The sequence below is a fragment of the Shimia sp. genome (assembly GCF_022448905.1).
Lineage (GTDB): Bacteria > Pseudomonadota > Alphaproteobacteria > Rhodobacterales > Rhodobacteraceae > Shimia.
On sequence record NZ_JAKVCW010000013.1, the window covers coordinates 25,758 to 49,674 of the forward strand.

22 protein-coding genes are annotated in these 23,917 nt (G+C 59.4%); 6 read left to right on the forward strand and 16 right to left on the reverse strand.

The genetic code is table 11. From position 1 onward, the window contains the following. Positions 1-147: 147 nt before the first annotated feature. A complete protein-coding gene (locus MK208_RS15475; RefSeq protein WP_294118206.1) occupies positions 148-2,406 on the forward strand; it encodes a methyl-accepting chemotaxis protein in 2,259 nt (752 codons plus the stop codon). A 72-nt stretch (positions 2,407-2,478) separates the two neighbouring features. Here MK208_RS15475 and ugpC read toward each other — a convergent pair whose 3' ends face one another. The 4 genes from ugpC to MK208_RS15495 all read right to left on the reverse strand — a co-directional run bounded on the left by ugpC (position 2,479) and on the right by MK208_RS15495 (position 6,647). Beyond that, complete coding sequence (gene ugpC, locus MK208_RS15480) at positions 2,479-3,576, reverse strand: sn-glycerol-3-phosphate ABC transporter ATP-binding protein UgpC (protein ID WP_294118208.1); 1,098 nt, start codon at positions 3,574-3,576, stop codon at positions 2,479-2,481. Between the two features lie 4 nt (positions 3,577-3,580). Next, positions 3,581-4,474 carry a carbohydrate ABC transporter permease gene (locus tag MK208_RS15485; protein ID WP_294118209.1) on the reverse strand — a complete coding sequence of 298 codons (894 nt, stop codon included), beginning with the start codon at positions 4,472-4,474 and terminating at the stop codon, positions 3,581-3,583. Continuing rightward, positions 4,467-5,339 carry a sugar ABC transporter permease gene (locus MK208_RS15490; protein WP_294118211.1) on the reverse strand — a complete coding sequence of 291 codons (873 nt, stop codon included), beginning with the start codon at positions 5,337-5,339 and terminating at the stop codon, positions 4,467-4,469. The genes MK208_RS15485 and MK208_RS15490 overlap by 8 nt, the downstream gene beginning before the upstream one ends. A 63-nt stretch (positions 5,340-5,402) precedes the next feature. Next, complete coding sequence (locus tag MK208_RS15495) at positions 5,403-6,647, reverse strand: ABC transporter substrate-binding protein (RefSeq protein ID WP_294118213.1); 1,245 nt, start codon at positions 6,645-6,647, stop codon at positions 5,403-5,405. Between the two features lie 230 nt (positions 6,648-6,877). Between MK208_RS15495 and MK208_RS15500 the strand changes: the two genes are divergently transcribed. Both MK208_RS15500 and MK208_RS15505 read left to right on the forward strand, forming a co-directional pair. Beyond that, positions 6,878-7,621, forward strand: coding sequence for a response regulator transcription factor (locus MK208_RS15500; protein ID WP_294118215.1), 744 nt, complete (start codon positions 6,878-6,880; stop codon positions 7,619-7,621). After that, positions 7,618-9,075, forward strand: coding sequence for a HAMP domain-containing sensor histidine kinase (locus MK208_RS15505; RefSeq protein ID WP_294118216.1), 1,458 nt, complete (start codon positions 7,618-7,620; stop codon positions 9,073-9,075). Before MK208_RS15500 ends, MK208_RS15505 begins: the two co-directional genes overlap by 4 nt. A gap of 101 nt (positions 9,076-9,176) precedes the next feature. Here the strand turns inward: MK208_RS15505 and scpA are convergent, their stop codons facing one another. Then, positions 9,177-11,303 (reverse strand): methylmalonyl-CoA mutase, encoded by a 2,127-nt coding sequence (scpA, locus tag MK208_RS15510; RefSeq protein ID WP_294118218.1) that lies wholly within the window; start codon positions 11,301-11,303, stop codon positions 9,177-9,179. A 24-nt stretch (positions 11,304-11,327) separates the two neighbouring features. Next, on the reverse strand, positions 11,328-12,284 hold the full coding sequence (locus tag MK208_RS15515; protein ID WP_294118220.1) for a hypothetical protein: 957 nt from the start codon (positions 12,282-12,284) through the stop codon (positions 11,328-11,330). A gap of 114 nt (positions 12,285-12,398) precedes the next feature. Between MK208_RS15515 and MK208_RS15520 the strand changes: the two genes are divergently transcribed. Continuing rightward, the gene (locus MK208_RS15520) at positions 12,399-12,884 is read left to right on the forward strand and encodes a DUF4174 domain-containing protein (protein ID WP_294118222.1); all 486 of its coding nucleotides are present in this window, start codon (positions 12,399-12,401) and stop codon (positions 12,882-12,884) included. Positions 12,885-12,921: 37 nt separating this feature from the next. Here MK208_RS15520 and MK208_RS15525 read toward each other — a convergent pair whose 3' ends face one another. From MK208_RS15525 to MK208_RS15570, 10 genes are all read right to left on the reverse strand, one after another. Beyond that, on the reverse strand, positions 12,922-13,836 hold the full coding sequence (locus MK208_RS15525) for an aldo/keto reductase (RefSeq protein WP_294118224.1): 915 nt from the start codon (positions 13,834-13,836) through the stop codon (positions 12,922-12,924). 110 nt (positions 13,837-13,946) lie between these two features. After that, positions 13,947-15,995, reverse strand: a complete 2,049-nt coding sequence (locus tag MK208_RS15530) for an acetyl/propionyl/methylcrotonyl-CoA carboxylase subunit alpha (protein WP_294118226.1) — start codon at positions 15,993-15,995, stop codon at positions 13,947-13,949. Between the two features lie 155 nt (positions 15,996-16,150). Beyond that, entirely contained in the window at positions 16,151-16,351 is a 201-nt protein-coding gene (locus MK208_RS15535; protein WP_294118227.1) for a hypothetical protein, read from the reverse strand. A gap of 313 nt (positions 16,352-16,664) precedes the next feature. Next, positions 16,665-17,021, reverse strand: a complete 357-nt coding sequence (locus MK208_RS15540; RefSeq protein WP_294118228.1) for a hypothetical protein — start codon at positions 17,019-17,021, stop codon at positions 16,665-16,667. Positions 17,022-17,102: 81 nt separating this feature from the next. Next, the gene (locus MK208_RS15545; protein ID WP_294118230.1) at positions 17,103-17,249 is read right to left on the reverse strand and encodes a hypothetical protein; all 147 of its coding nucleotides are present in this window, start codon (positions 17,247-17,249) and stop codon (positions 17,103-17,105) included. A 202-nt stretch (positions 17,250-17,451) separates the two neighbouring features. Further along, entirely contained in the window at positions 17,452-17,946 is a 495-nt protein-coding gene (locus MK208_RS15550) for a DUF6497 family protein (protein ID WP_294118232.1), read from the reverse strand. Then, positions 17,943-18,296 (reverse strand): hypothetical protein, encoded by a 354-nt coding sequence (locus MK208_RS15555; protein WP_294118233.1) that lies wholly within the window; start codon positions 18,294-18,296, stop codon positions 17,943-17,945. The genes MK208_RS15550 and MK208_RS15555 overlap by 4 nt, the downstream gene beginning before the upstream one ends. Beyond that, positions 18,293-18,694 carry a cupin domain-containing protein gene (locus tag MK208_RS15560; protein WP_294118234.1) on the reverse strand — a complete coding sequence of 134 codons (402 nt, stop codon included), beginning with the start codon at positions 18,692-18,694 and terminating at the stop codon, positions 18,293-18,295. Before MK208_RS15560 ends, MK208_RS15555 begins: the two co-directional genes overlap by 4 nt. 117 nt (positions 18,695-18,811) lie before the next feature. Further along, on the reverse strand, positions 18,812-19,237 hold the full coding sequence (locus tag MK208_RS15565; protein WP_294118235.1) for a hypothetical protein: 426 nt from the start codon (positions 19,235-19,237) through the stop codon (positions 18,812-18,814). Positions 19,238-19,297: 60 nt separating this feature from the next. Further along, complete coding sequence (locus tag MK208_RS15570) at positions 19,298-20,830, reverse strand: acyl-CoA carboxylase subunit beta (protein ID WP_294118236.1); 1,533 nt, start codon at positions 20,828-20,830, stop codon at positions 19,298-19,300. A gap of 218 nt (positions 20,831-21,048) precedes the next feature. Here MK208_RS15570 and MK208_RS15575 point away from each other — a divergent pair, with 218 nt between their 5' ends. After that, the gene (locus MK208_RS15575) at positions 21,049-22,263 is read left to right on the forward strand and encodes a multidrug effflux MFS transporter (RefSeq protein ID WP_294118237.1); all 1,215 of its coding nucleotides are present in this window, start codon (positions 21,049-21,051) and stop codon (positions 22,261-22,263) included. Positions 22,264-22,513: 250 nt separating this feature from the next. Then, positions 22,514-23,914, forward strand: coding sequence for a helix-turn-helix transcriptional regulator (locus tag MK208_RS15580; protein ID WP_294118238.1), 1,401 nt, complete (start codon positions 22,514-22,516; stop codon positions 23,912-23,914). Positions 23,915-23,917 lie beyond the last annotated feature (3 nt).

A 23,917-nucleotide genomic window follows, 5' to 3' on the forward strand; every position in this document is an offset into this window, starting at 1 on the left:
ATTCTTCGCAACACCACCTCGCACGGACCTGATCGCCGTTATTTTCCAACTCAAATTTACTCTTAAACACTTCGAAGGGATTTTGTGGGTACCGATGGGGGACCCCGTGATTTCTCGGGCGATGAGACATTTTGTGAGGAGTCAAAAATGTTCAGAGCCAAAAAGCTGTCACTTTCTCTCAAGCTGCCATTGGTAATGGTCGCTTTGACAGCCACGTTTCTGGTAACAGTGTCCTTCCTGGTTTATCGCATGGCAGAACAGAACATTCGCCAGAATGTTTATGCCTCCCACGAAACAACGGCCAACGCCGGCCAACAGGCCATCGCCGCCCTGATTGACGCCGTGCGCCGTGATCTGGTGATGAACGCCGATCAGCCAACCACATTCCGCGCGATCAGCAACTTTGACCGCGTTATTGGCATGATCGAAGCCGACGACCCGATCAAATACCTCACGGACACCTATATTGCCAAAAACCCGAACCCAGCGGGCGAACGCGCCAAGCTGGTCGATCCGGGTGACGGCCAATACTACAGCCAGTCTCACAACAGCTACCACCCGACGTTCCTGCGCTCGCTGAACCTCAATGGCTACGCTGACATCTACCTCTTCAACACCGAAGGCCGCCTGCTCTACTCGGTGATGAAACAGGACGATTTTGCACAGGACTTCTCCAAAGGCGCCTATGCCGCCTCCGGTCTGGGGCAGGTCTTCAAAGCCGCCGTGAACTCCAAACCCGGCGAGATCAGCACCTCTGACTTTGCCGCTTACGAGATCACCGGCGGCGCTTCCGGCGCTTTCCTGGCGATCCCGATCCTAAGCAAGAAGAAAGCCATCGCCGGCGTGCTGGCCGTGCAGCTGTCCAGCGACCGCATCACCAGCGCCCTGTCCACCAATCTGGACGACAGTGGCCATCAGAACCTCTTTCTGGTGGGTGAAGACGGCACCGCCCGTAGCCCATCACTGATCGAAGGCTTGTTTGAGGTCTCCGGCGCTCTGCCCGCCACCCCGCACATTGCGGCGGCGCAGGCCCACGAGGAGGCCTTCTTTGAATCCGTAACCTCTGTTGGCGGGATTGACGCCATCAGCCTGGTGAAACCCATGGAGGTTCCCGGCTTCAACTGGTCCCTGGTCATGGAAACCGATCACGCTGCGGCCTTCTCTGTGGTCAATGAAATCCGCCTGGTCGCCATCGCCATGATCGCCGCCTCTGTGGTCATCGCCATCATCGTGTCCTGGATTGCCGCGGGTCGCTTAACCAAACCGATTCAAGCGCTCTGTGGTGTTACCGACGCTTTGGCCGAAGGGAACTATGAGATCGACATCTCAGGCCAAAAACGAGGCGACGAATTGGGCGATCTGGCCCGCACCATGGGCGACTTCCGCGATAAGTTGAAACGCGCCGATGAAGCCTCAGAACGCGAAGCAGAAAACGCCCGCAAAACCGCTGACGTGGTGGACACCATGAGCCAGGCGCTCGCCGAACTGGAACGTGGCAACCTCGCCTGTGACATCCACGAGCCGTTTGTGGCCGACTACGAAATCCTGCGCGAAAACTTCAACCACAGCCTCGCCAACCTGCGCACGCTGATGTCTGAGATCGTCGAGGCCTCCCAACACGTAGGCCAATACTCCGACGAACAGAAATCCGCGGCCACCGTGATGGAAAAACGCACCGAAAGCGCCGCCGCCACGCTGGAAGACACTGCCCACGCTGTGACGGCACTCTCGGACGGGGTAAAAGCCACCGCTGACCGCGCCACACGCGTGGATGGCGTGATGCAGACCGCCCGTCAGGAAGCGGAAAACAGCCGCGATGTGGTCTCTTCCGCCGTGGAAGCCATGGACCAGATCCAGACCGCCTCCAGCGAGATTTCCCAGATCATCGGCGTGATCGACGACATCGCCTTCCAAACCAACCTACTCGCCCTAAACGCAGGTGTGGAAGCCGCCCGTGCGGGCAGCGCTGGCAGCGGCTTTGCCGTGGTCGCCTCCGAAGTGCGCGCCCTGGCGCAACGCGCCGCCGAGGCCGCCGGTCAAATTCAGGCCCTGACCAGCGCCAGCGAAGACCATGTCTCCAACGGTGTGGAAATGGTGGGCCGCGCAGGCGACGCGCTAACCAATATCATCACACAGGTGACCTCTGTGTCTGATCTGGTCACGGAAATCTCCGAGGGCGTGCGCACACAATCTTCTGGTCTGGACAGCATCAACACCTCCATGGGCGAGCTGGACTCCATGACCCAGCAGAACACCGCCATGGCCGAAGAAGCCGCCGCCTCCAGCCAGATGTTGCTGGCCGAAGCGCAAAGCCTCTCTGGCATCGTGGCGCGTTTCGACATGGAAGGCGCAACTGAGCCGGACATGTCCGACGACTTCGAAGAGGAGGATCGCCTTAGCGCCTAAGCCTCTCCCCTAAAAGCACAAAAGCCCGCCTGATCCACTCAGGCGGGCTTTCTTGTCTTAAACAGCGAAAGCTTAGTTCAACCGCTCGCCACTGCCCGGCGCAAAGTAGGACACTTTGCTGAGGTCAAACGCCAGCGGCAACGGTTGCCCCGGCTGCGCCCCGGTCTCCGCATGCAATCGCGCGGTGACCTGCTTGCCCCCCAGCTCGGACACCACAAAAGTATCCGCGCCCGCCGGCTCCACCATGTCGATATGACACTCCGCCACCTGCACGTCTTCACCAGCCCGGAACCCGGCCTCGGCAATATCCTCAGGACGCAAGCCTAGGATCACATCTTGCGGCAGGTTCTCCGCATGGGTATCGGTCAACATCAGCGGCGCCGCACCCTCACGGGCGATCTCAATCTGCGTGCCCGTACCATTTTTAGTGGCCTTCGCCGGGATCAGGTTCATCGCCGGGCTGCCCATGAAGTCCGCCACAAACAGGTTGGCCGGACGGTTATAGATCTCCGCCGGGGTGCCGATCTGCTGCACCACACCACCTTTCAGAACCACAATTTTGGTCGCAAGCGTCATCGCCTCGATCTGATCGTGGGTCACATAGACCATGGTCGCGCCAAGGTTCTGGTGCAATTTTTTGATCTCAGAGCGCATCTCCACCCGCAGCTTGGCATCAAGGTTGGACAGCGGTTCGTCAAACAGGAACAGCTTGGGATCACGCACAAGCGCCCGGCCCATAGCAACACGCTGCCGCTGACCACCGGAGAGTTGCCCCGGACGACGGTTCAGCAACTGCTCAATCTGCAGCTGGCTGGCCACCTCGTTGAGCTTCTGCTCTTGCGTCGCCGCATCCACACCGCGCACTTTCATGCCAAAGGTGATGTTCTTGGCCACCGACATGGTCGGGTAAAGCGCGTAGGACTGGAACACCATCGCGATGTCGCGATCCTTGGGGCTGACATGGGTCATGTCCTTGCCACCAATCGACAGCGTACCGCCGGTGATCGGCTCCAGCCCCGCGATGCAGTTCAGCAGCGTGGATTTACCACAGCCGGACGGGCCGACCAGCACAAGGAAATCGCCGGGCTCAATCGCCACATTGATGTCCTTCAGGATCTCGACGGAGCCGTAGTTCTTGTAGAGTTGTTTGATATCCAGAATGGGTGCCATGGGGTTAACCTTTCACGGAACCTGCGGTCAGGCCGCGGATGAAGTATTTGCCTGCCACCACATAGACAAGCAGCGTGGGAAGGGCGGCGATGATGGCAGCGGCCATATCGACGTTGTATTCCTTCACCCCTGTGGTGGAGTTGACGATGTTGTTGAGCGCCACGGTCACCGGTTGGGTGCCCGACTGGCTGAAGCTGACCCCGAAGAGGAAGTCGTTCCAGATGTTGGTGAACTGCCAGATCACGGTCACCACCACGATGGGGAGCGACAGCGGCAGGAAGATCGACCAGAAAATCCGGAAGAACCCTGCCCCGTCCACCTTCGCCGCTTTGGTGAGTTCAGACGGAATCGTGACATAGTAGTTGCGGAAGAACAGCGTGGTGAAGCCAATCCCGTAAATCACATGCACCAGGATCAACCCGGGGATCGACCCCGCCAGTCCCAGAATGCCCAGGCTGCGCGCCATTGGCAGCAGCACCACCTGAAACGGGATAAAGCAGCCAAACAGCATCAGCGAGAAGATCAGGTTCGCGCCTTTGAAGCGCCACTGCGCAATCACATAGCCATTCACCGCGCCCAGCAAGGTGGCAATGATCACCGCCGGCACCGTCATCAGAACCGAGTTCCAGAAATACGGCTTCAGCCCCTCACATTTCACACCGGTACAGGTTTCAGACCAGGCCGTGCGCCAGGCGTCAAAGGTCACTTCCCGTGGCAGCGCAACCAGAGAGCCGGTGCGGATTTCCTCCAGGCTTTTGAGTGAGGTGGTCACCATCACAAACAACGGCATCAGATAGAAGAGCGCAAACAGGCCCAGCAAAGCAAACAGCAACCACCGCAGAGCCAACTGGCTATAGTTGCGACGCGGCGCGTCATAAGATTGGGTGAAATCAGTCATGTTTCGCCCTCAGTTCGGAGTACAGGTAAGGCACGACAATGGCAAAGACGACGCCCATCATGACCATGGCAGAGCTGGCCGCCTGACCAATATCGCCGCGCGAAAACGCCATGGCGTACATGTAGGTCGCAGGCAGATCCGTGGCGTAGCCGGGACCACCACCGGTCAGGGCAATCACAAGGTCAAAGCTCTTGATCGCGAGGTGCGCCAGCACAATGAAGGCCGACAGGAAGATCGGGGCCATCGACGGGATGATGATGGCTGAGTAAATCCGCCAAGTGGGGATGCCGTCCACCTGCGCCGCCTTGATGATTTCCTCATCCACGGAGCGCAACCCGGCAAGGAACAGCGCCATGACAAAGCCGCTGGCCTGCCACACGGCGGCAACCACCACCGCATAGATCGCCATCTTGGGATCGGTGATCCAGTTGAAGGTGAAGCTCTCAAAACCCCAGCTCCGCACAGTGGCTTCGATCCCGAGACCCGGGTTCATGATCCACTTCCACGCGGTCCCGGTCACAATCATCGACAGCGCCATCGGGTAGAGGTAGATCGTGCGAAGCGCACCCTCGGCGCGGATTTTCTGATCCAGCAGAATGGCCAGGAACAGGCCGAGGATCATAGAAATCCCGATGAACAGCGTGCCAAAGATGAACAGGTTGTCCATCGCCGTGTCCCAGCGGGGGGAGGCAAACAGGCGTTCATACTGGATGAAGCCTTTGATTTCATAACGTGGCATCAACTTGGAGCGAGTGAAAGACACCCAAGCAGTCCAGAAGATAAAGCCATAGACGAAGATGAGGACGGCCACAAAAGAAGGTGCTAGCACCATCTTTGGCACGTGGCGTTCAAGCCATTCGGTCATCACAGCGACCCTTTATTCAAATGCCCCGCCCCGAGAAGTTTCGGGACAGGGCGTGGGAGAAGGTTACAGCGAGTTCGCAACCGCGTCGGCCAGCATCTTCACCGCATCGGCAGAAGACATGTCCGAGTTGAAGTGCGCGGTCACAACATCGGTGATCGCACCCGCCTGCGCGCCGCGCAGCGCCATGCCGTGGGCATAGCTTGGCAGCAGGGAGCCTTCGTCGCTGCTCGCAGCCATATCGGCGGCGGAGGTGTGGGCACAGCTCTCAAACTTGTCCAGCGCCACATCTGTACGGGCCGGAATGGAGCCTTTGTTCAGGTTGAACACTTCCTGGAAGTTTGGCCCCATGATCAGGTCTGCCAGCAGGTTCTGACCCGCTTTTTTGTCGTCGCCGTCAACGTCAAACATGGCAAAGCTGTCGACCACATAGAGGTAGCCGTTGCCTGGGGTCGAAGAGCAGAGGAAGTCTTCACCAGGAGCTTTGCCAGCCGCCAGGAATTCGCCTTTGGCCCAGTCGCCCATGATCTGGAACGCCGCTTCACCGTTCATCACCATCGCGGTGGCCAGGTTCCAGTCACGACCGGAGAAGTTGCCATCCACATAGCCGCGCAGTTTGCGCATCTGGTCAAACACAGCAATCATCGTGTCAGATTGCAGCGCTGCCGGGTCCAGATCAACCAGAGCTTGCTGATAGAACTCTGGCCCACCAAGGCCAAGTGCCACAGCTTCAAACACCGTTGCGTCCTGCCAGGCCTGACCGCCGTGCGCCAGTGGGATCACACCCGCCGCCTGCAGCTTGTCAGCCGCCGCGTTGAACTCGTCCCAGGTGTTTGGCATCGCAATACCGTTGGCTTCCAACACGTCCGCGTTGGCCCAGATCCAGTCCACACGGTGCACGTTCACCGGCGCCGCGCACCAGCTGCCTTCACATTTCATGTGACCCGCGATGGAGGCTGGCAGCACAGTGTCCCAGCCTTTTTCCTCAGCCACGGCAGAGATGTCTGCCAGCACGCCTTCTTCATACCATTCCTGAATGGCCGGGCCTTTCAGCTGAACCGCGGTCGGTGCGTTGCCGGACAGCACGCGGGCGCGCAGCGCGGTCATCGCCGCGTCGCCGCCACCACCGGCCACTGGCATGTCAGTCCATGTACCGCCATTGTCGGCAAACTCTTTCTGCAGCACGGCCACGGACTTGGCTTCACCGCCAGATGTCCACCAGTGCAGAACCTCTGCCTGAGGCTCAGCCTTGGCAATGTTGGATGCCACAAAGGACGCAACCACTGCGGCTGCGAATACGGATTTTTTCATAATGTCCTCCCAATTTCGACTGCCCGTCTGAGCAGTGCTGCCCCATTCCTGCCAAACGCTGAGGGGGTGTAACAATCCACCAAATACCGGTTTTGCCTTTGCCATGTCACAAAATCCGGTGTTCTGTTACACGCTGTTACCTAGGCCTTGATTTTGTTGCACGCTGTTACAAAGCACGCAACAAGACAACCTGCCGTAGGGGAGCGACGGGTGGCAATTGGGAGGTAGGCATGACGATTCCACGGCTTTTGGTGGTTGATGATGACGCGGAAACCCGTGGGATGCTGACGCAGTTCCTGCGCCAAAACGGTTTCATCGCCCTGCCGTGTGACAGCGAGGTCACAATCCGGGAACAACTGGACAGTGGCCGCGTCGACCTCATCCTGTTGGATGTAATGCTGGGGGATGAATACGGCGTCGACATCTGCAAACGCCTGCGTCACGAACAGGACGTGCCCGTGATCCTGGTCTCCGCCCTCTCTGCCGACCATCACCGCATGGCGGGCTACGAAGTCGGCGCGGATGACTACATCGCCAAGCCCTTCAACCCCAACTTATTGCTCGCCCGCGTAAAAGCCGTCCTGCACCGCGCCAAACGCAGCAGCTCCCTCACCTACCGGCGCAGCATCTCCACCTTCCGCTTTGGCGGATGGTGTTATGACGCGAAACGCGACGAGGTCACCTCCCCGCAAGGCTATCAAGTCAGCCTCTCGCGTAAAGAGACCGCCCTGCTCAAGGTATTCTTGGGCAACCCCCACATCCCCCTGACCCGCGAAGAAATCAACACCGCGCTGGATGTGACCGGCGACGGTCAGGACGCCGGTAACGGCAACCCAGGCCGTGCCATTGACGTTCTGGTAGGCCGTCTGCGCGGCAAAATCGAAGCCGAGCCCAAAATACCAGAAATGCTGCGCACCCAACGTGGTGTGGGCTACGTCTTTGCCGTTGATGTGGCGGTTGAGGACGATCAATGACCGCCACGTCACAGGGCCTTCGTTTAAACACCCTGGGCGTTCTGCTGGTCGCTGCCTGTTTCCTGACCGCCTACGCCACGGCTTGGATGTGGTCCTCCTCCACCAACGGCTGGCGCGACCACCTCACCCGCTCCTACGTCGCCGGTGTGTCACTCTATGACAGCCTGCGCACCCGCGCCGATCCTCCGGTGGGCGTGGACATCAGTCCCCTTTCTCAGGTGGCGCAGACCCAGGTCATGCAAGGCGACTTCTGGCACCTGCCCAACGTGCCCCAACCGGCCTTTGTCACCAACGTCTCCATCAAAGGTCAGGGCCATGATCCGGTCTCCGGCGAGTCTCTGGCGCTGATCATTGTGTCTGACAGCTTGCAATACAACGTGTCCGAGCTGATCTCCAACGGTCGGCAGTCTGCGGCGCAAAAACTGGGCAACGTCACCCAGCTTTTGGCGACCTACTGCAGCGAACCCATCCTCTTTGCCCGCATGGGCGCACAGGACTGGAAACGCATCGATGGTCAGGACGTCTGGGGCTGTCACGCCGCCCCCACTGACCTGCGCCTGCCCGCCATCCTGCTCGCTCTGGTGGCACTGGCGGTTTTCACCACGTTGGTGCGCGACACATCTGCGCATTTTGAACGTTTCGCCCGCACCCTGCGCAACCACCGCCGCCTTGGCGGCCCTCAAAGCTACGCCCTGCAAGGCCCCGAAGAACTGCGCGAGATTGTGCAGGCGCTGAACCGCTATCTGGAGCGCGAGCGCGAGCAAATCGCCAAACGCGCCACGGTGCTCTCCGGCGTCAGCCATGATCTCGGCACCCCGGCCACCCGCCTGCGCCTGCGCGCCGCATTGGTCGAAGACGCCGAGCTGCGCGGCAAATTTGAGGCCGACATCGACAGTATGACCGAGATGATCGAAAGCGTGCTGACCTACACCCGCGCCGAACTCAACGAAGAGCCGCCCCGCAACCTCTCGCTCACCTCGCTGATTGACGCGCTGGTCGACGACTATCAGGACCTCGGCCAGCCGGTGACGCTGGAGACCTCCGAAACCCCGTCGTTTCAGGGTGGCGGCTCGGTGTTTACCGCCACCGCGGGTCGTGGCGCACTGCCAACGGAACAACGCATCCTCGTCTCCGCACGCCCTGTGTCGCTCAAACGCGCGATTTCCAACCTGATCGAAAACGCACTGAAATACGGCCGCAAAGCCAAAGTCGCCATAGAGGCCACCGCCGAGCACGCCATCATCACGGTTGAAGACGAAGGCTCCGGCATGACCGCCGCCGAAATCGAAGCCGCTGTCGCGCCCTTCACGCGGGGCGATAACACCCAGGCGATTGACGGCTACGGCCTCGGCCTGACCATCGTGGCCACCGTGGCCGAGCAACACGGCGGCACGCTGTATTTTGAAGCCGGCACCGGCGGCATGCGCGCCTGTCTAAAAATCCAGCGCCACTAGAGCAACTGAGCCGCAAAAAAGGCGCTGCAGTGTCCTGCAACGCCCCGCTTTCTCTTTCCCCAAATATCCTCGGGGGTCTGGGGGCAGACAGCCCCCGGCGCTTACGCCCGCGCTTCGCGGATCAGGCCAAGGATGTTCTCCGCCGCTTCCGGAATATTGGTGCCCGGCCCAAAGATCGCCTTCACGCCAGCATTCTGCAGGAACTCATAATCCTGCTGCGGGATCACCCCGCCACAGATCACAATGATGTCTTCTGCATCTTTGCCTTTTAACGCTTCGATCAACTGAGGTGCCAAAGTCTTGTGGCCCGCCGCCTGGGAGGAAATCCCGACCACATGCACGTCGTTGTCCACCGCATCCTGCGCCGCCTCTTCAGGGGTCTGGAACAGCGGGCCTACATCGACGTCAAACCCGATGTCCGCAAAGGCGGTGGCAATCACCTTCGCGCCCCGGTCGTGCCCGTCCTGGCCCATCTTCACCACCAGCAAACGCGGACGACGACCTTCCTCCTCGGCAAAATCCTCGATGGATTTCTGGATCGCCGCAAAGCCTTCGTCGCCTTCATACGCCGCGCCATAAACACCCGCCAATGTCTTCACCTCGGCCCGATGGCGGCCGAATTCCTTCTCCATTGCCATACTGATTTCTCCTACCGAGGCACGCGCCCGCGCCGCTTCCACAGCCGCCGCCAACAGGTTGCCGCCTTCTTTCGCCACTTTGGTCAGGTTCGCCAATGCCGCCTCACAGGCCGCGCTGTCCCGATCCGCGCGGATCTGCGCCAAACGCGCCACCTGGCTTTCGCGCACCGCGACGTTGTCCACGTCCAGAATGTCGATCGGGTCTTCGTTATCCTTGCGGTATTTATTCACACCCACAATGACTTCGTCGCCTTTATCGATCATCGCCTGACGGGTCGCTGCGCTCTCCTCAATGCGCAGCTTCGGCATACCGGAGGCCACCGCCTTGGTCATGCCACCCATCTCCTCAACCTCTTCCATCAGCGCCCAGGCCTTCTGAATCAGATCGCCGGTCAGCGCCTCGACATAGTAAGAGCCCGCCAGTGGGTCGACCACATTGGTCACGCCGGTCTCTTCCTGCAGGATCAGCTGTGTATTACGCGCGATCCGGGCCGAGAAATCGGTCGGCAAGGCAATCGCCTCATCCAACGCGTTGGTGTGCAGCGACTGGGTCCCGCCCAAAACCGCAGACATCGCCTCATAGGCGGTGCGGATCACGTTGTTATACGGGTCCTGCTCCTGCAAGCTCACGCCAGAGGTCTGACAGTGGGTGCGCAGCATTTTGGAACGCTCGTTCTTGGCGCCAAATTCGGTCATCACCCGATGCCACAACGTCCGCGCCGCCCGCAGTTTCGCCGCTTCCATGAAGAAGTTCATGCCAATCGCAAAGAAGAAGCTCAGACGCCCGGCAAACTTGTCCACATCCATGCCCGCGTTCATCGCCGCACGCACATACTCACGCCCGTCCGCCAGCGTATAGGCCAGCTCCTGAACCAAATTGGCCCCCGCTTCCTGCATGTGATAGCCGGAAATCGAAATGCTGTTAAACTTCGGCATCTCGTTGGAAGTGTACTCAATGATGTCGCTGATGATCCGCATGCTTGGCTCTGGCGGATAGATATAGGTGTTGCGCACCATGAACTCTTTCAGAATGTCGTTCTGAATCGTGCCAGCCAAAAGGCTCTTGTCATGGCCCTGCTCTTCGCCCGCCACAATGAAGTTCGCCAAAATCGGGATCACCGCGCCGTTCATGGTCATCGACACGGACACCTTGTCCAGCGGAATGCCGTCAAACAGGATTTTCATGTCCTCAACGGAATCGATCGCCACGCCGGCTTTACCAACGTCGCCGACCACGCGCTCGTGGTCGCTGTCATAGCCACGGTGCGTCGCCAGATCGAAGGCCACGGAGACACCCTGCTGACCGGCCGCCAGGTTTCGGCGGTAGAAGGCGTTGGACTCTTCTGCGGTGGAGAAGCCCGCGTACTGACGGATGGTCCAGGGGCGGCCCGCATACATGGTGGCCTTGGGCCCACGGGTGAACGGGCCAAACCCGGGCATGGAGCCCATGTGATCCAGCCCTTCGGTGTCTTCCGCCGTGTAGAGCGGCTTGACGTCGATGCCTTCCAGCGTCTTCCAGGTCAGATCCTCAAGCGGCTTTCCGCGCAGCTCTTTCTCTGCCAGTTCGGCCCATTTCTTGGTGTCCGTCATTGGTGTCATCCTCGTCTGTGTTCTTTAGGGGCCAAAGCGCCCGGCATGTCGCGCCGTGCTGGTCCCGTTTTCTTCGATGAGAAACGCCAAACCATCCGCCCCGGCGCGCAGCCAGGCCAGATCCTCAACGTATATCTCGCGTAAAATATCCACTTGGAACGCGCTGAACGGATGCCAGCGGTCCGTGCCTTTGGGCAGGCTTTGCGAGTCCAGCCCACGATCAACCAGCACCTCGCGCAACACCGGCAACTCCGGCACATGCGAAAGGCCGCTGACGCGGAAATTGGTTGGCGCACCAAACCGCCCGCTCACGGCATATTCCACAACCCGCGCCGGCTGTTCGCCCAGCCGCTCATATGGCAGCACCAGAATTTCCGCGTCTGGCGCGGCACAGGCGACATCCTGCACCACTTTACGCCAGCTGCGCGGCTGCGTGACCAAACGGTCCATGGTTGCCTCGCTGGGCACATCTGCGCCCATCTGCAGGGCATGGGCCATTGCCCCGCCCCAGTAGTCTTCCAGCGCGCGCATGCCGAACACGACCCGCTTCACACGCCCGCCAAAGGCATACACCATGCGGGCCACACGCTCCCCCGCTGCCGGGTAGAGCCGTTCACTGGCAATGTTGTTCTCCATCGAGCCCAGCATATGTGGCTCCAGAACCAAAAGCTCCCGGACCCTTTGCCGCTCCAACATGGCACAGCGCAGCTGCACCCGCCCGGCCCCGCGTGCCCGTCGGCGCGCCACACCGTCCAGACCGGATTTCAGCGTCAGCCCGTCAAACAGACCTTTGCGGGTGACCTCCGGTGTCCACACCTTCAGCCCGTGGGCCTCCAGCGGACGACGGTTGCGGTTGAGATAGCTGGCGAGCGTGGAAACCCCACTCAGATGGGCCCCGACATGTAGGATGACGTCCATGGCTTTGCGCACCTTTTTGAGGGCCACACCCTCAAGGCTGGCCGGATATACAGAGGCCGCCATCATGCCGCATCACCCGTGCAAATGCTGTTAACCGACGTTAAAATTTGACCGACTTTGCCAAAGGGGTTCGTATTGGGGAAAACACCCCCTATATTGGTCTCAACAGGAGAGACGATGACCCACCGCTTAGCCCTTGTTCTGACGGGATTTCTGGCCGCTACAGGCGTTGCCGCACAAGCCACAGAAACCGACGAAAATGATGCCTCTGCCTCCGTGGAAACCGTGGCGGAAAATGCACCGGAATTAATACAATCTGGTTTGAACTCCGACCTCAGCGAATACCTCTGGAAAAACCGGGTGCTTGTGGTCTTTGCCGACACCGACCGCGATCCAAGGTTCATCCAGCAATTGGAGCTGATCGAAGCTTTTCCGGACGCACTGATCGAACGCGATGTAGTGGTGCTGACCGACACCGATCCATCCGCCAAATCCGCCCTGCGCAAACGGCTCCGCCCGCGTGGATTTATGATGGCTTTGGTGGAAAAAGACGGCGTTGTATACCTGCGCAAACCCAAGCCCTGGACGGTGCGGGAACTCTCTGCCTCCATCGACAAACACCCCCTGCGCCAGCAGGAAATCCGCGACCGCCGCCAGCCATAGGCGGCGGTGCATAACGGGATATGACGCCCGCGTCGCATCAAGGCATCGGCGCTCCGCGCGCGGCGACCAACACATCGTACCAGTCCTGTCGGCTCAGCTTCACGTCAAAGGCTTTGGCGCTGTCAGTGATCCGCGCCACATTCTGCGTACCAATCAGCGCCATGCTCACCGCCGGATGCGCCAACACCCAGGCCAGTGCCACATGATCCACGCCCACGCCCTCACGCGTGGCAATGCCATCAAGCACCGACAACACCCGCGCCTCCTGCGTGCCCGCTTCCGGCTGATGCACCGCCGTCAAACGCCCCCCGCCCAGCGGAGACCAGGCCATCACCGCCAGGTTCAACTCCTGAGCGATGTCCAACGTGCCATCTTCCAACGGGTCAATGGCCAGCAGCGAAAACTCTGGCTGATTGGCCACCAGCGCAAAATCCAGCTTGCTCTGCAACGCCCGGATTTGCGTATGGGAGAAGTTGCTCACCCCCGCCTCGCGGATTTTCCCCGCCGCCCGCAACTGCGTCAGCGCCTCCGCCACCTCGTCATAGGACGCCAAGAGGTCTGGCCGATGGACCAGAAACACGTCAATCACATCGGTCTTAAGCCGCGCGAGCGACGCTTCACAGCTCTCAATCAGGTTAGACGCGCGGCTGTCATAAGGCACAGGCGGGTGAATCCCGCCTTTGGTGACCAGAACCGTCTTCTGCCGTAGCCCCTTCTGGGCGGCGTAAACCTCCCCCAAAACGGCCTCAGCCGCGCCAAAGCCCTCTTCGCCAAACCCATAGATCGCTGCCGTATCCACCAGATTGGCACCAATCTCCAAGGCAGCCTCAATCTTCGCCGTGGCGTCCGCAACCGTGCTGCCAGAAAACCGCCAACAGCCATAGGCCAGTCGACCTACCTCAAACGGGCCGATGTTTGTCGTTCGGGAAAGGACGAGCTTACTATCAGGCATCACATATTCCGTTCAAGGCGGCCCCCGGCCGCGGGTGGGGGTGAAGCCCCCGCCCAAGGGGGGCGGTCGGGGGCTGCCCGGCCAATAGCCGGGCCACTAGATTTCAGGCGTTATTCAAATTCCATGATCACATCGTCCACCGCGAGGCTGTCACCGGCCGCCGCGTTGATCTTGGTGACCACAGTGGTTTTCTCCGCCCGCAGGATGTTCTCCATCTTCATGGCTTCCACGGTGCACAGCGCCTGGCCTTCCTGCACCTCATCCCCCACTTCCACGTCGACCTTCACGATCAGACCCGGCATTGGGCACAGCAGCATCTTGGAGGTGTCCGGCGCCACCTTTTCTGGCATCAGTTTGGCCAGCTCCGCCTGACGCGGGCTGCGCACATGCACAACCAGATCGGCGCCACGGGTGCGCAGACGGAAACCGCCCGGCACTTTGCCAACCTTCAGCACCAGCTTCTCGCCACCCACTTTCAGGGTCGCCAGCTGGTCACCCGGTGTCCAATTAGAGGATACACGCAGCTTGCTGCCATCCTCAAACTTGATGGTGGATCCTTTCTTGTCGGCCTTCACCTTCACCGCAAAATCGGTGCCTTGCGCAGACACAACCCACTTCTTGCCCACACGGCGCTCGTGGTTATCCATACGGCCCGACACCCGTGTCCGACGGATTTCCGCCACGCGATACATCGCCGCCGCAGCAGCCGCCACACGCTTCAGCTGGTCTTCCGGCAGCTCCACACCTTCAAAGCCCTCGGGGTACTCTTCCTCAATGAAGGCGGTGGTCATGTCGCCGGAGATGAACTTCGGATGATCCATCACCGCGCTGACAAACGGCAGGTTGTGGCCAATGCCTTCCAGCTCAAACCCATCCAGCGCCTGACGCATCACTTCAATCGCCTCTTCACGGGTCGGCGCCCAGGTACATAGTTTCGCGATCATCGGATCATAATACATGCTGATCTCGCCGCCCTCATAGACGCCGGTGTCATTGCGCACAGCAAAGCCCTTGCCCTCTTTGGCATCATCCGCCCATTTGCCGTTGTCCAACATAGGGCCGGCAGCAATCTCGGCCGGTGGACGGTAACGGGTCAGACGGCCAATCGACGGCAGGAAGTTGCGATAGGGGTCTTCCGCATAGACACGGTTCTCAATCGCCCAGCCGTTGATGGTCACATCGTCCTGCGTGATGGACAGCGGTTCACCCGCCGCCACGCGGATCATCTGCTCCACCAGGTCCACACCGGTGATCAGCTCGGTCACAGGGTGTTCCACCTGCAAACGGGTGTTCATCTCAAGGAAGTAGAAGTTCTTGTCGCCATCGACGATGAATTCCACCGTACCCGCAGAGGCATAGCCCACGGCTTTCGCCAGCGCGACAGACTGCTCGCCCATCGCCTTACGTGTGGCTTCATCCAGGAACGGGCTTGGCGCTTCCTCAACAACTTTCTGGTTCCGGCGCTGGATCGAGCATTCGCGCTCGTTCAGGTAAATGCCGTTGCCATGCGCATCGCACAGCACCTGAATTTCAATGTGCCGTGGCTGGGTCACAAACTTCTCGATGAAGATCCGGTCGTCGCCAAAGCTGTTGGCGGCTTCGTTCTTGGACGACTGGAACCCTTCACGCGCTTCCTGATCATTCCACGCGATCCGCATACCCTTACCGCCGCCACCGGCGGAGGCTTTGATCATCACCGGATAGCCAATCTCGTTGGAGATCTTCACCGCCTCATCTGCATCTTCGATCAGGCCCATATAGCCCGGCACGGTTGACACATTGGCGTCCTGCGCGATTTTCTTGGAGGTGATCTTGTCCCCCATGCTCTCAATCGCACCTTTAGGCGGGCCTACAAAAGCCACGCCGGCCGCTTCCAGCGCTTCGGCAAACTTGGCGTTTTCCGACAGGAAGCCATAGCCCGGGTGCACCGCCTGCGCGCCGGACTGCTTGATCGCGTCCATGACCTTGTCGATCACGATGTAGGACTGGTTCGCAGGCGGCGGGCCAATGTGGATGGCTTCATCCGCCATTTGCACATGCAGCGCCTGCTTGTCGGCGTCTGAGTAAATCGCCACCGTCTTGATGCCCATCTTACGAGCGGTTTTGATCACGCGGCAGGCAATCTCGCCCCGGTTGGCAATCAGGATCTTGTCGAACATCTTATCGTCCTTCTTGGTCTTCGCGAGCCGCAACAGCAGCTTGCATAGGCAACAAAAAAGCCACCGCCGCGCTTGCGCACGTCGATGGCTTTGGGTTCGGAACCGGCTGGGTCTCAGCCGGACAATTCAAATCACCCTGCGGCGCGCAACGGCGCTCAGCAGCTGGTGGCGAATTCTTGACAATAGATCGTGTTGGCCGCACCGCCGACAACCGCACCGGCCGCAAGGCTGCCGCCGACGGCCGCTGCCGCAATGGTGCCTGCACCCGCGCCGATGAGCGCCTGCTCGCCCATGGTCCGGCCGCATGCCGAAAGCCCAAGGAGCGCAATAATGGAAACTGCTGCTGTGATACGCATGTGTTTGTGCCTCTTCCCGATATGGGGTTATCGGCGGATCTTCTGTCCACCTGACCTGTGAGTGTGCCCACAATCTCACCCGTTTTCGCCGGACGCGCAAGCGCCGCAGAAAAAACGGGTGATCCTGAAGGGACAATACAGGACCACCCGAAAGGGGAAGGGTAACGGAATACACTGTTACAGGAGCGATGCGCGACAACGCCCCGCTCCATGACAGTGACCTTGCCACGGCAAACTACGGAAAACAGGGGCAATTTTGCCTCTGTCCCGCTTTGGGCAATGGCTTGCCCATTATGTCGTGGCATCGGCAACATTACGCCCAGTCATCCTCAAATGCGTCCGGGAAAGACACCCGCGCAACGGCCTCGTCAATGACCAGCAGCGCCTCATAGTCTTCGGGGTCAAAATCCTCTTCGACCGCGACCACCTCGCGCCCAAACAGCCAGCTCAAACGGCCCGCATCCAAATTGCCCCGCTCAAACGGCTGGTCGCCAAAATGCTCCCACAGCGCCTGCATAAAGGCCGCATCCGCACGACGATCCGGCGGACGACGGTCTTTGAACCGCTCACGGCGTGTGATCGGCGTGACCCCTTTGGGGTTGGCGCGACGAATGGTGAATTGGAAATCCGTACCCGGAAGACGGCCGGGGAACCCGCGATGTTTGATCATGCCACTTCTCCCCGGATTGCTGAGAGCGTGGCGCGGGTGTGAACAGGCCGCGCGGCCTGTCCACCTGTCAGGCGGATCGCCTTACTTGTATTTGCCGGTGTAGGTCGGCTCAGTCGAGATCGGCTCTGGGTCGACCACAACATATTCTTCCAGCGGCTCGTCTTGGCCACAGGCTGCAACCAGGGCCACGAAGCCGATTGCGAGGAATGACTTGATGCTCTTGGACATCTTGTTCTCCATTCATTGTTTAACGTCCAAACCGGGCGGATTTGCCCGGCCTGCCTCACTGCCCCACGTTGGGGACATGCGCGGAGACTACGCAAATCTTCTGCAAAAAGATACAGATACAAGCCCAAGCTCATCCGATGTGACCGCAAAGCCGCAATGTCTTGCTCATTGCCCTTAACGTTAACAATATCTAGTGGTGTCATCAGAAGCCCTCCCAGATACAGGTGCCATCCTGCACGCTGAATGCTTCAAAAAACTGCGTCGCCACCTGTGTGGTTTCGCCAAATGTGGTTTCTCTGTCCGCCATGGATATGATCACCTGATCGACTGTTTCATCCTGAATGGCGAGATACGGCACTGCGACGCCAATGCACAGATGAAAGAAGTCTTCCTCAATGTCGGTGAACTCCACGCCCTGCCGAATGAGCGGCATGACATAGCGGAACCGCGCCACACGGCTTTCATCCGCGCGCACTTCGTAGAGAATTTCCTGGAGATGGAGATCGTTGCCTGAGGGCACGACCGGGGTCTCCTCCAAAACCCCGGCCGTGGCCGCGCCCGTGAGGGCCCCTCCAAACGCGGCGGAAAGCGTAAGTTGAGTCGCACGCTTGCACAGATTTTTCGTAAAAGCTCCAAAAAATGTGCGTGGGGCGAAAGTTTTTTGCGCCAAAGCCTTACGTTGCGTCACAAATTTCATGAGGACGCCCCCCGATGTTGCGCAAACCGCCGCCAGCGATCCCGCCGCTCAGGACAGTCCAAAATCTCGGCAATAATGGCCTGCGCATGGCCCTTGGCCACCGCGCCATCCACAGCCCCGCCAGCCTTCACAAACAGCCGCCCTGCCTCACGCCGCACTTCAACGGTTGGGGCAAAGCCACGCAGATCCTGCAACGCCCGCCACATATCCTGCCGCACCTGCTGCGCCGTGCGCAGCAAGCCCGCATCCGGCAAAGAGGTCTCCGCCACCACGTCCCAGCGCACCGGCAACCGGCGGCTCATGGTCAGCGCATCGCCCTCCCGTTGGATATGCCAGCGGCTCCGGCTCACTTCGGCGCCTCCTCGTCATTGGTGGCAAATTCGGCAGGACTGATGATCTCAATCAGCTCCATGTCGTCGGAGTGGCGCACTTCCCGATGCTTGATGCCCGGCGGCTGCAACACACAGGAGCCCGCGCGCAGCACATGCTCGCCCTGCCCCTCATATTCAAACACCACCCAGCCTTTGGTCACATAGACCATCTGGAAGTCCAACTCATGGGAATGCCACGCCCCTGGACTTTCCATGCCCGGCACCGCCCGAATGACATGTGCGCCAAACTTGCCTTGCGTGCTGTCCTGGATGCCCAGATCGCGATACTCAAAGAACGGCCGCAGCCCTTGGCCGACAAACTTGCTGTCATCCGCATGGGAAATGGTGAAAGCTTGGTTTGTGAAACACTGAGTCATCAAGTCATTCTCCTTCGCCCGTGTTGCGCTTGGACGGATGGACAAGGCACTCTTGGCCCTGTCTACCGCCATTTTGTATTAGGTGGCCCTCAGTCTCCTCAGAGAACCAGCCGGCTTTTAAATACGTTGCTTGACCCCAAAGAACCTGAAACCGCGACATTTTGCGTTGGACCAACCGCCATAGATTTCACCGCCGCTCTGGCGCCAGTCCAAATACAACATGATGCGATTATATTTGGTGCCAGAAAACTGGGTCTGCACGTCGTTCAACGCAGCTTTGCAGAGGTTGACCATTTGTTTGCTCAACACGCCTTTATTCGTAGACGCTGTACCCAACATGCTTGCCGCGACTCGCGGTTGCGAGCTTGTGTGCTTTTGCGTGCTCGCAAAGTCGTCGCGCGTGCGTGTCCACGTGAAGTCGCTTTCATCAATAAGGTAGATGCAAGCTTTACCACCGTGCCCGACATCGATCACAGTTCTTCCCTTACATGGATTGCTTTGCGCAACCGCAGGGAGCGCAGACATAACAAAGATAAGGGCCATTAAGGTACGCATATTCAATTTTTCCCTGTGGTGAATCGTTATGGATCCACCTATAGGTCATTACAGCGGGATGTTGTCGTGCTTTTTCCACGGGTTCTCGAGCTTCTTGTTACGCAGGCTCGCAAACGCCCGGCTCACCCGTTTGCGCGTGCTCTGCGGCATGATCACCTCGTCGATGAAGCCGCGCTCTGCCGCCACAAATGGCGTCGCAAAGCGGTCTTCATAGTCCTTGGTATGTGCGGCAATCTTCTCCGCATCGCCCAGATCCGCGCGGTGAATGATCTCGGTCGCGCCCTTCGCGCCCATCACCGCGATCTCCGCTGTTGGCCAGGCGTAGTTGAAATCGCCCCGCAGGTGCTTGGACGCCATCACGTCATAGGCCCCGCCATAAGCTTTCCGGGTGATCACAGTCACCTTCGGCACGGTCGCTTCGCCATAAGCAAACAGCAGCTTCGCGCCGTGTTTGATCACACCGCCATATTCCTGGCTGGTCCCTGGCAGGAAGCCCGGCACGTCGACCAGCGTCAGGATTGGAATTTCAAAACAGTCACAGAAACGCACAAACCGCGCCGCCTTACGGGAGCTGTCAATGTCCAGACAGCCAGCAAGCACCATCGGCTGGTTGGCCACAACACCCACGGTCTGCCCTTCCAGACGGATGAAGCCAGTGATGATGTTCTTGGCGTAGTCTTCTTGAATCTCGTAGAAATCGCCCTCATCCGCCACTTTGGCGATCAGCTCTTTCATATCATACGGCGTGTTCGGGTTCTCTGGCACCAAAGTGTCCAAAGACTTCTCGACCCGGCCCGGCTCATCAAAGAACGGACGCACAGGCGGTTTCTCGCGGTTGTTCAGCGGCAAGAAATCCACCAGGCGGCGCACTTCGGTCAGCGCCTCAACATCATTCTCAAACGCGCCATCAGCCACCGAAGACTTCTTAGTGTGTGTGCTCGCCCCGCCCAGCTCCTCAGCTGTCACAACCTCATTGGTCACGGTTTTCACAACATCCGGGCCGGTCACAAACATATAAGAGGTGTCTTTCACCATGAAGATGAAGTCGGTCATCGCAGGCGAGTACACCGCACCACCGGCACATGGCCCCATAATGACGGAAATCTGCGGCACCACGCCGGATGCCATAATGTTGCGCTGGAAAACTTCCGCATAGCCGGCCAGCGAGTCGACACCTTCCTGAATACGCGCCCCACCTGAGTCGTTTAGGCCAATGATCGGCGCGCCGTTCTGCACCGCCATGTCCTGAATTTTGCAGATCTTCTGCGCGTGGGTCTCCGACAGCGAACCACCAAACACCGTGAAGTCCTGGGAGAACACATAGACCATACGGCCGTTAATCGTGCCCCAACCAGTGATCACGCCATCGCCCGCAGGCTTTTGCTCTTCCATGCCAAATTCTGTGCAGCGATGGGTTTTGAACATGTCAAACTCTTCAAAGCTGCCCTCATCCAACAGCAGCTCGATCCGCTCCCGCGCGGTCAGCTTGCCTTTGGCGTGCTGGCTGTCGATCCGGCGCTGACCGCCACCCAAACGCGCAACCTCACGGCGCTCTTCCAACTGTTGCAGAATGTCTTTCATGGCACGGCCCTCATTCGTCGATTTGGGCAGGCACAGGATGCACTGCCCCCAAAAGCTTTGCGCATCACCATAGGCCCCTTGCTGCACCCGCAAAAGGATTTTCCCGCAAATTTGCAAACTCCAGAAAATCAACCTCGCGCTAATTGCAAATCAGCAAATAGTTCACAATTGAAATTCATCCATGGACATTTGCTTTGCGCACTCCTACCTCTTAGCGCATGAGCAGCTTAGCCCGTGGTCAATTTCTGGACCGTAGCACACCGCCAAACATCTTCACTTTGATCCTGCTGGCCGGGGTCTCCGCGCTGTGCATGAACATCTTCTTGCCCAGCCTGCCGTCGATGACGGAATACTTCGACACCGATTATGGCGTGATGCAGCTCTCAATTGCGGTCTACCTCGCCGTCAACGCCGTGCTGCAAATTGTCGTTGGCCCGATCAGCGATAAGTTTGGCCGGAGGCCGGTGATCCTTGCAGGGCTTGCCATCTTCCTCGCGGCCACCATCGGCTGCATCTACGCACCCAACGCCGCCGTTTTCCTGACATTCCGCATGTTACAAGCTGCTGTGGTGGTCGCCATGGTGTTGTCCCGTGCCGTGGTGCGCGACATGGTCTCCGCGGATGAGGCCGCATCCATGATTGGCTACGTCACCATGGGCATGACAGTTGTGCCCATGCTCGGCCCCGCACTCGGCGGCCTGCTGGACAGCGCCTTTGGCTGGCAAGCCAGTTTCTGGCTCCTGTTTGCCACCGGCGCCGCCATCTTTTGGCTGACCTATCGAGATCTCGGCGAAACCAAATCCAACAGCGGCCTCACTCTAGGTCAACAATTCCGTGAATACCCGGAGCTTCTGACCAGCCCGCGTTTCTGGGGCTATTCCCTGGCCAATTGCTTCACCTCCGGCGCGTTCTTTGCCTACCTTGGCGGAGCACCATTTGTGGCCACCGAGCTCTTTGGCATGAGCGCGGCGCAGATGGGCATCTACTTTGGCGCGCCCGCCGTTGGCTACTTCATCGGCAACTTCCTCTCTGGCCGCTACTCGGCACGGTTTGGCATCAATCGCATGGTCATGACCGGCTGCACCATTTGTGGTCTGGGCGTGGCTGCATCCCTGTCGATCTTCGCCATGGGGTTTGGTTCCGCAGAGATCTTCTTCGGCTTCATGACCTTTGTCGGCATCGGCAATGGCCTTGCCATCCCCAACGCCACCGCAGGCGCTCTTTCTGTGCGCCCACATCTTGCTGGCACGGCCTCCGGCCTCACTGGCGCGATTATGATTGGCGGCGGCGCAGCCCTCTCCGCGCTGGCGGGTGCTCTGCTCACACCAGAAACCGGGGCTTTCCCATTGCTGTGGTTGATGTTCATCACCTCGGTTTTCGGCGTTACCTCCATTCTCATGGTGGTCCGCCGCGAGAAATATATCGGCGCCTAACGCCCCCAGAATCTGTTTCATCACCTCGGAATTTTTCTCGGCGGCATCCGCCCGCTCAATGCAGGCACGTTAACTGCTGCCGCAACAGAATTTGCACCTCTGCAAAACAGCCGCGATACAGACACAATACCGACGTGAAAAGCGCGCCTCAAATCACCGATTAACGACCAAACGCCGCACAGTATTTATCCCTATGGATTGATCGACTTTGCAAAGCTATCTTTGCAGCTATGCAAGCCGAGAGGATTCCATGCCCACGCAAAAGCTCTACGCAGGCGCCAAACTACGCGAAATCCGCACCAGACTGACCCTGACCCAGAAGGACTTCGCCCAAAAACTAGGGGTCTCCCTGCCCTATCTGAACCAGATGGAGAACAACAACCGCCCGGTCTCCACCACGGTTGTCTTGGCACTGGCGCAGGAATTTGGCTTAGATGTCACAGAGTTAAGCACCGGTGACAGCGAACGCCTGGTCTCTGACATGCGCGAAGCTCTTGCCGATCCAGTCCTAGCCGAAACCTCCGCGCCGCTCGCAGACCTGCGCCTCACCGCCTCCAACGCGCCGGCTCTGGCGCGCGCCTTCCTGGAACTGCACCGTGCCTATCGCCAAACCCACGAACGCCTTGCGTCGCTGGACGAGGCTCTGGGCCGCCAAGATGTGCAAATGCAGGCCAGCCCATGGGATGAGGTCAGGGACTTTTTTCACTATTGTGACAACTACATAGACGCCGTCGACCACGCCGCCGAACGCTTCGCCCAAGGCGCGGTCGAGCACGGCGGAATTCGCGCCGCAGCCCTGGCCTCCCTCAAGGACTCCGGCATCTCTGTCGCCTTTACAGACATCGACCAACTACGCCACTACGATGCCGAGCATCAACGCCTGCAAATCTCCCGCTATGCGCAGCCAGAAACCCAAACATTTCAACTACTTCTGCAGGTTGCCCTGTTGCAAAACGGCAAGCTGCTAGAAGCCACATTGGACTTCGCCCGCTTCCAGTCGGACGCCGCCCGAAGCATCGCCAAAATCGGCCTCGCCAACTACTATGCCGGTGCGGCCCTCATGCCTTACGGCACCTTCCTCGAAGTCGCCCGCGAAACCCGCCACGACCTTGAGTTGCTTTCCAACCGTTTCGGCGCCTCCATCGAGCAAGTCGCCCACCGTCTCTCAACCCTGCAACGTCCTGGAAACAAAGGCATTCCCTTCTTCTTTGTCCGCGTAGATCAAGCTGGCACCATCACCAAACGCCACTCCGCAACCCGGCTTCAGTTCGCCCGTTTCGGCGGCGCCTGTCCGCTCTGGAACGTACATCGTGCGTTTGAAACACCGGGCCGCTTCCTGCGCCAACTCGCCGAAACCCCGGACGGCGTGCGCTACATCTCGCTGGCCCGCGACGTCTCCAAATCCGGCGGCCACTTCGGTGCCCCCGTGCGCCGCTACGCCATCGCATTGGGCTGCGAAATTCGCCACGCCGACGCGCTGGTCTATGCCGACCATATGGAGCTCGACAACCCGCAGGCCTTTGAACCCATTGGCATTTCCTGTCGCATCTGCGAACGCACCCATTGCCACCAGCGCTCCGTACCCCCGCTGGAGCGCCGCCTGACCATAAACGAAAACGCCCGCGGCGTGCTGCCCTACGATGTGGGTTAGACT

Bases quoted from the DNA above. Each gene is read 5' to 3' on its own strand.
- ugpC (WP_294118208.1), bottom strand. From the start codon at position 3,576: ATGGCACCCATTCTGGATATCAAACAACTCTACAAGAACTACGGCTCC.
- scpA (WP_294118218.1), bottom strand. From the start codon at position 11,303: ATGACGGACACCAAGAAATGGGCCGAACTGGCAGAGAAAGAGCTGCGC.
- MK208_RS15545 (WP_294118230.1), bottom strand. From the start codon at position 17,249: ATGTCCAAGAGCATCAAGTCATTCCTCGCAATCGGCTTCGTGGCCCTG.
- MK208_RS15540 (WP_294118228.1), bottom strand. From the start codon at position 17,021: ATGATCAAACATCGCGGGTTCCCCGGCCGTCTTCCGGGTACGGATTTC.
- MK208_RS15475 (WP_294118206.1), top strand. From the start codon at position 148: ATGTTCAGAGCCAAAAAGCTGTCACTTTCTCTCAAGCTGCCATTGGTA.
- MK208_RS15535 (WP_294118227.1), bottom strand. From the start codon at position 16,351: ATGCGTATCACAGCAGCAGTTTCCATTATTGCGCTCCTTGGGCTTTCG.
- MK208_RS15495 (WP_294118213.1), bottom strand. From the start codon at position 6,647: ATGAAAAAATCCGTATTCGCAGCCGCAGTGGTTGCGTCCTTTGTGGCA.
- MK208_RS15520 (WP_294118222.1), top strand. From the start codon at position 12,399: ATGACCCACCGCTTAGCCCTTGTTCTGACGGGATTTCTGGCCGCTACA.
- MK208_RS15515 (WP_294118220.1), bottom strand. From the start codon at position 12,284: ATGGCGGCCTCTGTATATCCGGCCAGCCTTGAGGGTGTGGCCCTCAAA.
- MK208_RS15560 (WP_294118234.1), bottom strand. From the start codon at position 18,694: ATGACTCAGTGTTTCACAAACCAAGCTTTCACCATTTCCCATGCGGAT.
- MK208_RS15485 (WP_294118209.1), bottom strand. From the start codon at position 4,474: ATGACTGATTTCACCCAATCTTATGACGCGCCGCGTCGCAACTATAGC.
- MK208_RS15505 (WP_294118216.1), top strand. From the start codon at position 7,618: ATGACCGCCACGTCACAGGGCCTTCGTTTAAACACCCTGGGCGTTCTG.
- MK208_RS15530 (WP_294118226.1), bottom strand. From the start codon at position 15,995: ATGTTCGACAAGATCCTGATTGCCAACCGGGGCGAGATTGCCTGCCGC.
- MK208_RS15525 (WP_294118224.1), bottom strand. From the start codon at position 13,836: ATGCCTGATAGTAAGCTCGTCCTTTCCCGAACGACAAACATCGGCCCG.
- MK208_RS15500 (WP_294118215.1), top strand. From the start codon at position 6,878: ATGACGATTCCACGGCTTTTGGTGGTTGATGATGACGCGGAAACCCGT.
- MK208_RS15490 (WP_294118211.1), bottom strand. From the start codon at position 5,339: ATGACCGAATGGCTTGAACGCCACGTGCCAAAGATGGTGCTAGCACCT.
- MK208_RS15570 (WP_294118236.1), bottom strand. From the start codon at position 20,830: ATGAAAGACATTCTGCAACAGTTGGAAGAGCGCCGTGAGGTTGCGCGT.
- MK208_RS15565 (WP_294118235.1), bottom strand. From the start codon at position 19,237: ATGGCCCTTATCTTTGTTATGTCTGCGCTCCCTGCGGTTGCGCAAAGC.
- MK208_RS15575 (WP_294118237.1), top strand. From the start codon at position 21,049: ATGAGCAGCTTAGCCCGTGGTCAATTTCTGGACCGTAGCACACCGCCA.
- MK208_RS15550 (WP_294118232.1), bottom strand. From the start codon at position 17,946: ATGAAATTTGTGACGCAACGTAAGGCTTTGGCGCAAAAAACTTTCGCC.
- MK208_RS15580 (WP_294118238.1), top strand. From the start codon at position 22,514: ATGCCCACGCAAAAGCTCTACGCAGGCGCCAAACTACGCGAAATCCGC.